Below are 13,207 nucleotides of genomic sequence, written 5' to 3' on the forward strand. Positions count from 1 at the left end.
GTTTATGTAAATTCGACAAAATCTATACCGTTATGTTACTGGTATTTTAAGGAGGGCTTGGCTAAATTCTTTTGGTAGGTAAGAATAAAGCCAAAGGCCCAGTATAGCTGGTAAGATGTTAAATAATCAAATTAAAAGTTTAACCTTAGATCTATTTTCATCGTATGAATGTTGTAAGAGGAATTTAGCATAGATTGCTTAAATGAATTTCTTTTGTAAATTAGCTCGCAAGTGGCATACAGAATTTTATCTATCTGCAATGAGAAAAATCTTTTATTTTGTATTTTATACGTTTTTATTTCCTTTATTTTCTGTCGCTCAGGAAGCTTCTGTTAGCGCTGATGAACTCTTTTCCCGCGCCCGCAAACAGGCATTTGAATATAAAAATTATGTGCAGGCAATCAATTTAAGTAAACAGGCGCTTCAGCAGGCTCCGGAATACACGGATATTAGTATTTTTCTTGGCCGCTTATATACCTGGTCAGACAAAATAGATTCTGCAAGAAATGTATTTGACAAGCTTGATAAAAGAGGTGTGCAGGACGAGGATTTTTTTATGGCCTACGCATCTTTGGAATACTGGAATGACGGATATACAAAAGCAAATATGCTATTGGATAAAGGACTGTCGTTTCATCCTGATTCGCAGGATTTATGGTTCTTAAAAGCGAAGGTAAATTATAGCAACAATCAGTACGAGCCTGCACAAAAAGCAATTGATAATTTACTAAAACTGAATCCAAAGCATACCGAAGCGAGGGCTTTGGCCAAAAATATCCAGGATTTTCTTGCAAAGAATACTATTGGTGTCAGCTATAATTTTGTCCATTTCGATAAGCAATTTGATGATAACTGGCACATTGTGAGCGCAAGTTATAAACGGGCGACTTCTATTGGCTCTGTTATTTTTAAAACCAATTATGCCAATAAATTTGCAAGCAACGGTTTACAATTTGAATTGGAAGCATATCCAAGGCTTTCTAAAATGTTTTATTTATATGTAGGAACCGGTTATTCTAATGACGTGGGGATTTTTCCAAAGTATAGAACCGGGGTTTCTGTATATGCAAACCTTCCACATAGTTTTGAAGGAGAAGTAGGCTATAGACAGCTTTATTTTAGTAATAGTATATGGATGTATACGGCTTCTGTAGGTAAATATTATCAGGATTTCTGGTTCAACATGAGAACTTATCTTACACCGGGTTCGGAAAGTATATCTCAGTCTTATGCGGCTACAGTTAGATATTATACAAAAGGAGCGAATGATTATTTAAGCTTTGTGATAGGCAGTGGATTAAGTCCAGAGGAAAATCGCAGCAATTTATTAGATAATTCGCCCTATAAGTTGAAAACTTTTAAGGTTGGTGCCGAGTATAATTTTTCGATAAATAAAACTAACCTGTTTTCTTTATCGTCTACTTACTATAATCAGGAGTTCAGACCCAAAGAAAGAGGAAACCAGTTAGATATTATTTTAGGTTATTCCAAAACGTTTTAGCGCTCTGGAATAACCTGATTGAAATAGTTTGTGTACACGCTGTCTGGAGCAAGTTTTTTCTGTATGTAGAATTTCCTGTTTTTCTGTTTAAAGCTTTCGAAACGTGTATTTATCGTTTTATATATCGCGCTATCGTCTATAGGGTCTTCATTAAGATGCTCGTCTAATTTATAAAGTTTCCCGTTAGAAAGATGGTAGCTGTTGTAAACGAAGTCTATCAGCTGATTTTTACCTTGCATCATAGCTATTCCGGTTTCTGTTGTTACTCCTTTTTTCAATCCCCGGCCAATCCAGGTTACCTGTTTCGGCGTCTGAAGTCCAAAGTTTTCCCGATAATATGCTAATAAAGACGGAGCAATATCGAAATGGCTTACTGCATTTCGGAAAGAGCGGTTTGTCTTTAATAATGGGGAGTAAATAATCAATGGTACATGATAGCGGTCGATTTTAGTTTGAATTGGTATCTCCGGCATCGCATGATCTCCGGTAATAACAAATAGGGTGTTTGCAAAATCCGATCTTTTTTGATATTCTTTAAAAAATTGAGACAGAGCATCGTCTAAATTTAATACCGAAACTAATTGTTTTTGGTTTTCTACTGCCCATTTTTTGTTTGATTCGGACAGAGTTTTATCCTTAATACGTTTATCGAAAATATCCTGGTAATAAGACGCATTATTGATTAAGAAGGGATTGTGTGTTGATAATGTAAGTAATATATGAAAATAAGGGTGGTCCTGGATTTTTTGCGTTTCCAGCATTTTGCTGAATACCGCCTGATCTTCGTAGCCCCAGCTGCTTCCATTGTTTGCCGGCAGTTTTTTATACGGAGCCGCAAATGCTGCTTGATCTACAATAGTATCTACTTTGCTGAATTGCAGAAATTTATTCATAAAATCGAATTCCGAATTACCTCCATAGAAGAAGCCGGTATTAAAGCCATTTTTCTGTAGTATATTGTATAAATTGAAATGGTTTGGCAAGGCCTCCTGCTCCAAAAAGCCATGGGGTCCAAAAGGTAAAGACCCGGTTAGGGTAGGAAGTACTGCGAATGTTCTACCTGCAGAACTGAAATTGTTTTCCCAAAATAAGGACTTCCTGGATAATGAGTCGATAAAAGGCGTGAAATTTCCTACATAACCCTCGGGCGAACTATAAGCATGTCCCAAGCCTTCTACGATAATAACCACCAGATTAGGTGCTATTGAAGTTTTATTGAGGTATGGACCCAGAATATCTTCTGTATCCTCCTTTCGGAGAAAAGGAAAATTGCTTTCAGCGGTTAATGCTTCATTTCCTTCTTTTCTCCAACCAGCTAAAAACTCGGGATGTCGTTCTAAATAATCGGATACATTCGAATTTAGGAAATAACGCCACTTGCTTGTACTTGCGTTATAAACAAATTCGTTGTTCCCTTTAACAAAGGAGCTGAAATTTTGGATACTGAAAAAACAGGAAGCAACTCCGAGAAGAAGTAATATACTACCTGTATAGGGAGTTTTTAGTGGTTTTTTACTTACAAGCCAAAAAGGAATAACAGAGGCGACTAAGAGAATAATAAAAAATGCAATATTTTTTAAGCTCAACATTCCACTTGCTTCCAAAATCTGTTTCATTTCGCTCGCATTATAATAAAAAACGTCAGCACCCAGAAGATTACGTGATTCCGAAAAATACAGGAATAAGACGAACTGAACTATAATAACAAAACTGAAAGATAATATAAGCATCAGTTTTGCCAGAGAAGAACGTATAAAACCTAAAATGAGAAATAATATTCCCGTTACGGCTAATAATTTAAATGCAAAATTCAGATTGTCGAAAAAAAGTTGTTCAGCAACCTTCAAATAGGGAAGCTGTTCAAACCGGGATTCATACCAAAATAATTCTAAGCCGACGGAAATTGTATAAAGACATAAAAATGTGATGGCAAACGTAGCAAAGCTATTTAATAATATTGTGACTTGCTGCCCGATACGTTTAAGTAATGGTTCGTCAGCAGATTTTGTTTGAAATCCTTGTCGGGTCATTTCTCCCCAGCCATGTTTATTCTGAAAATAATCCCAAACTCCTTTTACCCCGGCTTTAACAACCATAGGGTGGAAGTAGAAGGGTTCTAAAATAGCTGTGGTAATTAATTTTGACAGATCCTGCCTTTTACTATATACCTGATGGCTTACTAAGTCAATTAATATAGCATAGATTGAATATAGAATGCCTGAAGCGATTACTAAAGCAAATAAGGAAAAGAAAAACGACCAATTTACAATCCCCAGTATCAGGAAAATTAAGAATATAATATAACCGGTAAATTCTATAAGAGGCCCAAGAAATTCGAAGAAAAGCCAGTATGGCATGCTAATCATTCCAAAACGGTGATATTTTGGATTGAAAATCAATTTACGATGCTTCCACAGGGTTTCCATAGTCCCGCGCATCCAGCGATTACGTTGTTTGCTTAATATTTCTTTGGTTTCGGGTACTTCCGTCCAGCATAGGGGGTCAGGAATATTCACAACGTCGTAAGGTTCCTGATTGTCTTCCATATAACGGCGCATACGTACTACTAACTCCATATCTTCGCCAACAGTCTTGCTATCATATCCTCCACAAGCCAATACAATTTGTTTGTCGAACGCGCCAAATGCACCGGAAATTAAAATCAAACCCGATGCCCGGGACCAGGCCATTCTTCCCAGTACAAAGGCTCTTATGTATTCCAGAGCCTGAGTGCGTCCTAATAACGATTTTGGTAAATTGATATCGACCACTTTTCCGTCTATCACTTGGCAATTATTCGCCAGGCGGATAACGCCTCCACAGGCAATAACACGTTTGTCGGTTTGTTCTAAAAAAGGCTTGGCCAGTTTTAGTATGGCATCCTGTTCCAAAATGCAGTCTACATCAATACAAACGATATATTCCCCTGATGAAATATTTATTCCGACATTAAGGGCGTCCGCTTTACCTCCATTTTCCTTGTCTACAACGATAAGCTTTTTAAATGCCGGATTTTTACTTTTATAAACCGCTTTTATGTTTTTGGTTTCGATATTACCCTGGATAAAAAAAGAGGTAGATTCCAGGTTATAGGCTTCGATAAGTTTTGCTATTGAATCATCACGACTGCCGTCATTGACAATGATAATTTCTAAATTGTGGTAATAAAGAGAAAGCAGAGACCTCACATTTTCAACAATAGTCATACCCTCATTATATGCCGGCGCAATAAGACTAAATGTTGGCGCATTGGGATTTGTTGCTATAATGCTGTAATCGGTGAATGAGTTATTGTGTTTATATCCCGATACAGCAATATATGCAGATATTCCTACCCAGGAATAGATGATAAAAGTTGCACCTGAGTAAATTAAAAATATCCAAACTATGATCTCATAAACTAGGTGAGCAAAATCTAACATATTTTTTCCTGTAAGGCGTGTTTAATAATTTGTATAAGCTGTTCCGGCGTGGTATTTTCATTAGCAATCTGCTGTAAGTATTGCTGCTGTTCTAAAGCAATGAGTGCCTCTGCTGCTGCAATTTTAATAGAGACTGTGGGATGTTCCCATAACTGCTGTTGCAGAAAGGGGCCGCTTTTTTTATTTTTCGCTATTTTTAGTGCTTTTAATATTTCCAGTTGCACCTGTTCAGTCTTTTCTGAAAAGACTGAAATAAGTTGTTGAATGGTATTTGCATTTTCTAATACTCTCAAGGTTCGAACGATGTGTATCTGCGTATTGATGGTAGCGCGGTCCAGCATATTCCATACCTGTGAATAGAAGGACAGAAGCTGGAATTTCTTAATCAGGCGAAGTGTAAAAATTACCACCGATTCATTTTGGTTGCCTAACCAGTTTGAGATGGATTTAGAAGAGTTTTCTGGAATTTCTTTCAGAGAACTTAATAAACGCAATTGTTGCCAGTCGGATAAGGGATACAATAAATCATTAAGAAAGTCCAAGCCTTCAAAACCTTTAAAGCTTACAATTGCATATTGTGCTTCCTGATAAATTTGTTGACGCGGACTTTCAAGTAGGGATGTAATTTGCGGTATGGCCGACTCGACACCCATTGAAGCCAATTCCTGTATTCCGATAGCAACAAGATAGGATTCTTTTCGACGAAGTTTTTTCCATGCATCTTTGTCTAACTGAAAGCCGTAAAAGAGTTTTTTTAATTCACTTTGGGCTGCTCCGGAAAATTTACGATTGGAGGCAACCAATACAGCAAGGAAAAGATTTCGGAATGAACTATCCTTTAAGTGGCCTAAAAAATCTTTATCGTTATGAATGGTTTCCTGTCCATCTACGATAACTTCCGAGATTTTATATTCGATTATTTTTTTCCAGGACTCTCTATTGTGCAAAACCCGATACCGATAGAAGCTGTATGTTAATACAATTATTGTCAATAGCAATACTAAGATTAACACGACAATAATCGCGATGACGAGTTCCTGGATAGTGACGCGTGTCGGCATATTTAAGCTGGCTTATTTGCTAATTTTTTAATTCTTAACAAGAGTTCATTGGGGCTAAAGGGCTTGATCATGAAATCGGAAGCACCCATATCAAAAGCGTCAATAACGACTTCTTCCTGGCCCATGCTGGAAAGTACAATAACCGGAATGTTTTTGCCCAGGTCCTGGATTGTTGATAGAATTTCGGTGCCGGATGCAAAGGGCATCATAATATCTGTAATCACAAGATCTATATCTAAGCTTTTTATCTTTTCTATTGCCTCTCTACCATTACGCGATAATATAACTTCGTGTCCTTCCTTAACCAATTTATGCTCAATGGTGTGTAATATCAATTCGTCGTCTTCTGCTATTAAAATTAACATGGTTTTATTGTTTATTTAAAAGTTTAGCGGCAAGTTGTAGCCCAATTTCTATTTCCTGTTCTATTTCTATTAAATTTTCCGGCATGGCGGGATCAGTAATCAAACCGTCTTCCATAGTAAAAGCAAGTTTAGCTAACCTGGTTAAACCGGTTGTAGAGGCGGTTCCTCTTAATTTGTGCAGAATTTCTTTTAAACGAGAAATGTCTTCGCTTCCTTTAACTTCTGTAAGATTTACTGCAGCAGCGTTCAGCTCTTTTATAACCAGGCCTAAAAAGAAAGTCATAAACTCAGGGTCATCTCCAACTTGTTCCTTCAAAGCATCCATATCTAAACGGTCTTTGTAAGATTCGTTTTTTTCTACTTCAACAAATCTTTTTAATACCTTATACACGTCTTGCTGGCGTATTGGTTTTGCCAGAAATTCTGACATCCCGGCTTCTATACATTTCTCTTTTTCAATCAGCACATTTCCCGCTGTAATACCTATAATAGGAGTGTTCTGATAACCTGCAAGTTTCCTAATTTGTTTTGTCGCTTCTATACCGTCCACTCCCGGCATTTGTACGTCCATCAGGATAATATCGAAAGATTCCCGGGTACAAGCCTGTATAGCTGCAGTGCCATTAGAGACCTCGGTTAGCTGGGCGTTTGGCATCAGAGATTCCATAATACGTAGGTTAAGCGCCATATTTACCGGATTGTCGTCAGCCAGCAAAATTTGGATATGCTGTTCATAAATAGCTGATGCAAAAGATTGATCTGATTTAGAAGAATCTTCGATATCTGCTTTACTTTTTTGAATAACCCGTCGCAGTGCTTTATAAAGTTCTTCCGATTTTATAGGTTTTAACAAGCAATAGGATCGCTCTTCCTGTCTGAAAGATGAAATAACATCATGTTCTTCCGAGGAGGTGTGTAAGACAATTAAAGGAATGTCTTTTTCTTGCTTATGAAACAGTTCCCTGATTTTATCAATAGTTTCCAGACCTGAAAGAATAGGCATATGGTAATCCATCAATATAACATCGAAACGTTCGCCTTTCATAAGGAGCTGAAGAGCTTCCATACCATTTCCAGCTAAAACTGATTCTACTTGTTTGTAGTCCAGCATATGCTTCAGGATAGTCCGGTTGTTGGCATTATCATCAACTATAAGTACTCTATTAATAGGCAGCTCTTCGTCTATTTCTCCCTGTTCTTCATAAAGAACTTCCAGATCAAAATAGAAAATAGAACCTTTACCCGGCTCACTTTTCAGCTGAAGCTTACTCTTCATGTAGTTTAGTAAATTATTAGAAATAGTTAACCCCAGACCGGTACCACCATATCGTTTACTTACAGAGCTGTCTTCTTGTGTAAAGGCTTCAAATATCCGTTGTTGTTTGTCTTTAGGTATACCAATCCCTGTGTCTCGTACAGAAAATCGCAAGGTGATTTTGTCGTTATAAGAACTTAGTTTTTCGATTTTAAGTTCGATTTCACCATGTTCTGTAAATTTAACTGCATTACCCAATAGATTAATCAACACTTGTTTAATGCGTGACTCATCAACCCAAATTGAAGAAGGTAGGCCCTGTTCTATGTTTAATAACAGTTCTACATCTTTTCGCTGCGCCTGATACAGAACGATGTTGATTACCTGGTTTGCAATGTCATATATATTGAATTTATCTATAAATAACTCGAGTTTTCCAGCTTCTATCTTCGAAAAATCAAGAATGTCGTTGATAATACTTAACAGGCTGTTCCCCGATTCGTTGATGTAATTCAGATATTGTTTTTGAGTTTCATTAAGCGGGGTTTTTAGCAATAGATCTGAAAAACCTATAACACCATTCAAAGGTGTTCTGATTTCATGGCTCATATTAGCCAGAAATTCTGACTTTGCTTTACTCGCTAAATCTGCAAATGTCTTCGCTTTTTTTAGCTCTTCATTTACTTTAACCGATTCACTAATATTTTGAGTGAAAATAATAATTCCTCCAATACCGCCGTCGCGCAGATGCCATGGTCTAACTTCCCAGTTAAAATGTTGAGGCTCACTAATTCCACCAACACTAATAATTTCATTAGTGTTTTTGTAAGGTTTTCCTTCCAGGGCTTCTTTGTATATTTTTTTTCTTTCTTGAGGGATATGCGGAAAAAGTTCAAAAAAATTCCTGTTTAACAGGTCGGCTTTACCCTGATGGAAATCTTCTATCCATTGATTGCTCACAAACACGTAATTAAAATCCCTATCGAACATAGCAACGGAAGCAGGGACATAATTGACAAAGGCTTGTAGCATAGCCTCTTTGCGTTCGAGCTCTAAATAAAGCGTTTTGCTTTGATTGATATCCTGAATGATGCCAAATACCCGTTTGCATTTCCCCTCTTCAAATTCAGGCACTCCCTTTACACGAACCCAAATTGATTCTCCGTCTTGCTTGCGAAGTCGCAATTCAATATCATACGAAGTCCCTTTTACTACTGCCTGTTCGAAAATTTCTCTAACTTTTTTTTTGCTTTCCGGCTCGAAGAAGCCAATAGCAGAATCAAGGTCGGGAACAAAATCTTTTTTCACACCATGGATAATCTTGGTAGGGTCGGACCAATAAACTTTGTTTTTTTCTAAATCGACTTCCCAGCCGCCAACCTGTGCAACTGCATTGGTTTGTTCCAGGATTTGTTTAGTATGTAGTAAATCATGCTCTAACTGTATCCGGTCGGTCATATTTAATGCCGTACTAACTACATAAGGTTTTCCCTCCAGATCGGTTTCCAGCATATTATGGTATAGCCAGTAAATTGGTGTTCCGTCTTTTGTTTGCAGAACCATCATATCTGAGTCTTCCTTGTTACGCGCTATACGCTCTAAATAAGATTCAAGCAAAGGTATGTGATGAGGTGGAACCAGTTGTCGCAGGTTTAATTTTTTAACCTCTTCAGCTGTATAGTGGAGTATATCTCGGCCCTTTTCATTGACGGCGATAATATTTCCATCCATATCATGCATGCTCATAAGGCCAATAGCATTCTCGAAAAAATTACGGAAACGACGTTCAGAGTTTTCCAGTTTTAATTTCTCTTCCAGTTCTTTAGTCGTATTTCTGCCAAATGCGAAAATTTCGCCATTAGCACTATCGTATTTAAAGTGCCAGTCGATAGTTGTTTTTTTGCCGTTTTCTTTTTGTGTGGTAGTAACCAGCTGTATTCCCTGAGTGGTGCCAATTAGTTTTTTAAGTAAACCTTCCGGTGTATGATCTTTGTCCTGCAAAATGTCTAACAAAGATTTTCCCAATGCCGCTGATCTGGAAATGCCCAATCCTTCGGAAAAGGCCGGATTTATTTCTTTTAATAAAAACTGACTGTCTAATACGCAGATCATATTTTTAGATAAGCGTACGATTTCCGAAAAGTATTCGGCTTCCACTTTTTGCTTTTTTCCCAATAAGACTTTAGTAATAGCCTTACCTAATTGGCTTAATGAAGAAATCTGTTTGGCAGAGAGTTTTTTAGGATGAAAATCTATAATACATAAGGTTCCTAAAACATAGCCGTCAGCAAGTAAAGGTATACCTGCGTAAAAGCGAATATTTCCTTCGCGAATCAATGGATTTGTTGAAGATCTAGGATCTTCAAATGTATCTTCTATTACAACTATATCTCTATTGAAAACTACATATTGGCAGAGCGTGTTTTCTCTTTCTACCGTTTCTAATTCTAAGCCAATGCAGCTTTGTATGCGCTGTACGTCTTCTTCCATCATCGCTATCAAAGAGGAGGGGCAATCTGCTATAAGGCAGGCAGCTTCTGCTAAAACATCCAATTCTGGATCTTTCCCCATTTTTGATAAGCCGTAATACTCTAATTTTTGAAGACGCTCTATTTCATTTTCCGGTATCAGCTTATTTTTCATGTACAGTTTTCTGTAGATCATTTTCTTTACGAATAAAGTTAACAAAAAGTTACTCAAAAGGAACTGAGAGGTAGAAAATGAAGGGTGAAGTGATATGTATTAGCTTAATTACAAGCCATTCTGAAAAATTATAATTAATTAAAAAAGAGGGGACCTGATTTTTTAGACTACCACTTCTATAAGTAGTGTGTTCAAGTGTTAATCAGGATTGCGATTTATCGCAATCCTGATTAACACTAACATATTAACCCAGGAAATCTTTTTCTAAATCTAAAGGGGCGATATACTCGCCGTTTTTGTAAACACGCATATTGCCGCCAGAAATCTCATCAATCAGGATAATCTCATTCGTAACCGCATCGCGACCAAATTCTAATTTGATATCATAAAGTTCCAGCCCTTTTTTTGCCAGTTCAGCCTTAACTATATCACATATTTTCTTAGTCAAAGTTTTTAAAGTCTGGTATTCTTCATTAGAAAGTATCCCTAACATCGCTAAAGCATCTTCCGAAATGGTAGGATCGCCTCTTTCGTCATCTTTAATGGTTACTTCAACAAAAGTATCTAGTGGCTGACCTTGTTCGCAATAAGCACCGTATCTTCTAAAAAAGCTTCCTACGGCTTTATATCTGCAAATTACTTCCAAACCTTTACCAAAAACCTTAGCCTGTTTTACTGTCATGCTCACTTCGTCCAAATCAGCAGAAACGTAATGAGTAGGAATATTCAGGCTATTTAATATTTCGAAAAAGTGTTTTGTCATTTTTAATCCAGACTTACCGGCACCTTCAATAGTAAGTCCTACTGTGTTTGCTCCCGGGTCGAAAACCCCATCTTCTCCAGTTACATCATCTTTAAATTTTAGTAAAACCTGATTGTTGTCCACGCTATAAACATCTTTAGTTTTACCTGTATAGATTAATTGCATATTGATAAAATAGTTGTTGAGGGATCAAAATTAAAATAATTGTACGGAAGCAAGAATTCTCTGGCGAAAAAATGCGTTCACAGGTCTAAGGCTTAAAAATCGACTTCGGAATTTTATTTATATTTGAAATAGATCAAAAAAATAAAGCAAATATGGAAATAGTAAAATCTCTTATTGGCGCAGAGCCTTATAAGGTGGAAATTACATCAAATTCGGGCAATATGCTAATAGCGGATGAGCCAGAATCTAAGGGTGGTAAAAATAAAGGGTTTTCTCCAAAGGAGCTTCTGATTTCTGCGCTTGCAGCTTGCACCAGTGCTACCGTAAAAATGTATGCAGATAGAAAGCAATGGAACTTAAAAGAAATTAAAACAGTTATTGAACTGGAGAGCGATGATGTTTCCAACAAGACCATTATCAATAGAAAGGTAAGTTTTATTGGTGATTTAGACGAAAAGCAAAGAGAAAGATTAATTGCTGTTGCGAATGCATGTCCTTTACATAAAATATTAAGTAATCCTATTGAAATTAACACTTCTGCAGTATAAACCACATGTTTAAGGAAATCAACGAATATATTAACCACTGTGTCCGTTTGTCTGAAGATGAACTAGATGTGTTTAACCGTTATTTGAAGCCAAAACATGTACCCAAGAAAACGTTTTTGCTTATGGAAGGGGAGATCTGTAATTTCGAAGCCTTCATTATAAAAGGATGTATAAAAACCTATTTTATAGATGATAATGGTTTTGAAACTATTCTGACCTTTGCTACTGAAAATTGGTGGGTTAGTGATGTATCCAGTTTTTCAGATCAGAAACCCAGTAAAATGTTTATAGAGACACTGGAAGATTGTGATTTACTTTTGATAGATGCCAATGTAAAGGAAGAGCTTTTGCAAAAAGTACCTTTATTGGAAAGAGCATTCCGATTAATGTTACAAAGACATCTGGCGGTTTATCAGGAGCGCTTGTTTGGCTATGTAGCACTTTCTGCACAGGAACGATATGAAATTTTCCTTGAAAAATATCCTCATATTCCACAACGTGTTCCCCAACACTTGATTGCATCTTATCTGGGTATTTCGCCCGAGTTTTTAAGTAGAATTAGAAAACGGAGTCTTAAAAAATAAAATAGATTTTGTAGGAAAGAGAAGTCATCGATAGAACATAAATCTGTCGTTGCCTTTGTTAATAAGAGCCTTATTGTTTGGCCTTTTTTAAACAAAGAACGCTATAGGTCCTGTTCATGGTATCTCCTCCCTTGTTTCTTAATGTTTCTTCCAGAGTTTGAATCACATCTACTTTAAAATTAGCTTGTTTTGCGAGAGCTGTTAAATCTCCGGGTTCGTATAATTGAAAGCCATATTTCGTAAAAGGAAGTTCTTCCATGAAAGATTTATGGGCAAAGGTTAGCAAAAGTTTTCCGTCACTTTTTAATACCCGATAAATTTCATTTAAGAGATCCAGTGGTTTTTGCCAAAAATATACGGTATTGACAGAAAATATCTTATCGAAATAACTCTCTTTAAAAGGAATTTATACCGTCATAAAGTTCGAATCTGATTTTTTCAGATAAAAAAGGTGAATTCTTTTCAGAGGCTTGTTGGTGCATCGTGTCAGAAATTTCCAGACCTGCATATTCAAGATTTTTAGCCGAATTTAAAATATCTGCAAGATGACTGCAATTTCCATGACCTAATTCTAAAATACTCTGGTTATCCACTAAATTTAATGTTTTTATAGTTGATGTGATCATACCTGCATTACTTTCATTCATAATTTCACCCATTTGAATACCTTCCACTCCGGTAGGGTTACTCAATTGTTTAGCTATTGATTGTAAATCAGATTCTTTTAGATGATTGCTCATACACATACTATTAAATCACATTATAAATTTAAGCGAATTATCTATACCTATTTACTTTTAGCCATAAAATTGATTTAAAAGGTAATTTGAATTTATTGATCTAGGTCAATGTTTTAGATTGAAGTTGGTCGTAAATTTGAAGTATTGAAATAATTGAAAA

At 36.5% G+C, this 13,207-nt stretch carries 10 protein-coding genes and 1 pseudogene; 3 read left to right on the forward strand and 8 right to left on the reverse strand.

Translation table 11 applies throughout. The features are described 5' to 3' along the window. Positions 1-259 precede the first annotated feature (259 nt). On the forward strand, positions 260-1,501 hold the full coding sequence (locus PEDSA_RS02995) for a YaiO family outer membrane beta-barrel protein (protein ID WP_041536952.1): 1,242 nt from the start codon (positions 260-262) through the stop codon (positions 1,499-1,501). Here PEDSA_RS02995 and PEDSA_RS03000 read toward each other — a convergent pair. The 5 genes from PEDSA_RS03000 to PEDSA_RS03020 all read right to left on the reverse strand — a co-directional run bounded on the left by PEDSA_RS03000 (position 1,498) and on the right by PEDSA_RS03020 (position 11,175). Beyond that, positions 1,498-4,923, reverse strand: coding sequence for a sulfatase-like hydrolase/transferase (locus tag PEDSA_RS03000; protein WP_013631676.1), 3,426 nt, complete (start codon positions 4,921-4,923; stop codon positions 1,498-1,500). The two genes, PEDSA_RS02995 and PEDSA_RS03000, sit on opposite strands and share 4 nt — an antisense overlap. Continuing rightward, entirely contained in the window at positions 4,917-5,984 is a 1,068-nt protein-coding gene (locus PEDSA_RS03005; protein WP_013631677.1) for a hypothetical protein, read from the reverse strand. The genes PEDSA_RS03000 and PEDSA_RS03005 overlap by 7 nt, the downstream gene beginning before the upstream one ends. A gap of 2 nt (positions 5,985-5,986) precedes the next feature. Next, positions 5,987-6,349 carry a response regulator transcription factor gene (locus PEDSA_RS03010; RefSeq protein WP_013631678.1) on the reverse strand — a complete coding sequence of 121 codons (363 nt, stop codon included), beginning with the start codon at positions 6,347-6,349 and terminating at the stop codon, positions 5,987-5,989. Positions 6,350-6,353: 4 nt separating this feature from the next. Next, on the reverse strand, positions 6,354-10,247 hold the full coding sequence (locus tag PEDSA_RS03015; protein WP_041537236.1) for a PAS domain S-box protein: 3,894 nt from the start codon (positions 10,245-10,247) through the stop codon (positions 6,354-6,356). A 244-nt stretch (positions 10,248-10,491) separates the two neighbouring features. Next, the gene (locus PEDSA_RS03020) at positions 10,492-11,175 is read right to left on the reverse strand and encodes a phosphoribosylaminoimidazolesuccinocarboxamide synthase (RefSeq protein WP_013631680.1); all 684 of its coding nucleotides are present in this window, start codon (positions 11,173-11,175) and stop codon (positions 10,492-10,494) included. 152 nt (positions 11,176-11,327) lie between these two features. On the opposite strand from PEDSA_RS03020, the gene PEDSA_RS03025 reads away from it, so the two are divergent. Further along, complete coding sequence (locus PEDSA_RS03025; protein WP_013631681.1) at positions 11,328-11,723, forward strand: OsmC family protein; 396 nt, start codon at positions 11,328-11,330, stop codon at positions 11,721-11,723. 5 nt (positions 11,724-11,728) lie between these two features. Continuing rightward, positions 11,729-12,307, forward strand: coding sequence for a Crp/Fnr family transcriptional regulator (locus PEDSA_RS03030; RefSeq protein WP_013631682.1), 579 nt, complete (start codon positions 11,729-11,731; stop codon positions 12,305-12,307). 70 nt (positions 12,308-12,377) lie between these two features. Here the strand turns inward: PEDSA_RS03030 and PEDSA_RS20380 are convergent, their stop codons facing one another. The 3 genes and pseudogenes from PEDSA_RS20380 to PEDSA_RS19405 all read right to left on the reverse strand — a co-directional run bounded on the left by PEDSA_RS20380 (position 12,378) and on the right by PEDSA_RS19405 (position 13,047). Next, positions 12,378-12,566 (reverse strand): hypothetical protein, encoded by a 189-nt coding sequence (locus PEDSA_RS20380; protein WP_052305755.1) that lies wholly within the window; start codon positions 12,564-12,566, stop codon positions 12,378-12,380. An 81-nt stretch (positions 12,567-12,647) separates the two neighbouring features. Then, a pseudogene (locus PEDSA_RS20570) lies at positions 12,648-12,713 on the reverse strand (class I SAM-dependent methyltransferase); the annotation flags it as partial. Beyond that, entirely contained in the window at positions 12,703-13,047 is a 345-nt protein-coding gene (locus PEDSA_RS19405) for a hypothetical protein (protein WP_052305756.1), read from the reverse strand. The pseudogene PEDSA_RS20570 and the gene PEDSA_RS19405, both read right to left, overlap by 11 nt. Positions 13,048-13,207 lie beyond the last annotated feature (160 nt).

It is taken from the genome of Pseudopedobacter saltans DSM 12145 (assembly GCF_000190735.1).
Lineage (GTDB): Bacteria > Bacteroidota > Bacteroidia > Sphingobacteriales > Sphingobacteriaceae > Pseudopedobacter > Pseudopedobacter saltans.

What these genes read in the sequence shown, in the direction of transcription:
- PEDSA_RS03030 (WP_013631682.1), top strand. Translation starts at nt 11,729, where the DNA reads ATGTTTAAGGAAATCAACGAATATATTAACCACTGTGTCCGTTTGTCT.
- PEDSA_RS20380 (WP_052305755.1), bottom strand. Translation starts at nt 12,566, where the DNA reads ATGGAAGAACTTCCTTTTACGAAATATGGCTTTCAATTATACGAACCC.
- PEDSA_RS03000 (WP_013631676.1), bottom strand. Translation starts at nt 4,923, where the DNA reads ATGTTAGATTTTGCTCACCTAGTTTATGAGATCATAGTTTGGATATTT.
- PEDSA_RS19405 (WP_052305756.1), bottom strand. Translation starts at nt 13,047, where the DNA reads ATGAGCAATCATCTAAAAGAATCTGATTTACAATCAATAGCTAAACAA.
- PEDSA_RS03020 (WP_013631680.1), bottom strand. Translation starts at nt 11,175, where the DNA reads ATGCAATTAATCTATACAGGTAAAACTAAAGATGTTTATAGCGTGGAC.
- PEDSA_RS03025 (WP_013631681.1), top strand. Translation starts at nt 11,328, where the DNA reads ATGGAAATAGTAAAATCTCTTATTGGCGCAGAGCCTTATAAGGTGGAA.
- PEDSA_RS03005 (WP_013631677.1), bottom strand. Translation starts at nt 5,984, where the DNA reads ATGCCGACACGCGTCACTATCCAGGAACTCGTCATCGCGATTATTGTC.
- PEDSA_RS03010 (WP_013631678.1), bottom strand. Translation starts at nt 6,349, where the DNA reads ATGTTAATTTTAATAGCAGAAGACGACGAATTGATATTACACACCATT.
- PEDSA_RS02995 (WP_041536952.1), top strand. Translation starts at nt 260, where the DNA reads ATGAGAAAAATCTTTTATTTTGTATTTTATACGTTTTTATTTCCTTTA.
- PEDSA_RS03015 (WP_041537236.1), bottom strand. Translation starts at nt 10,247, where the DNA reads ATGAAAAATAAGCTGATACCGGAAAATGAAATAGAGCGTCTTCAAAAA.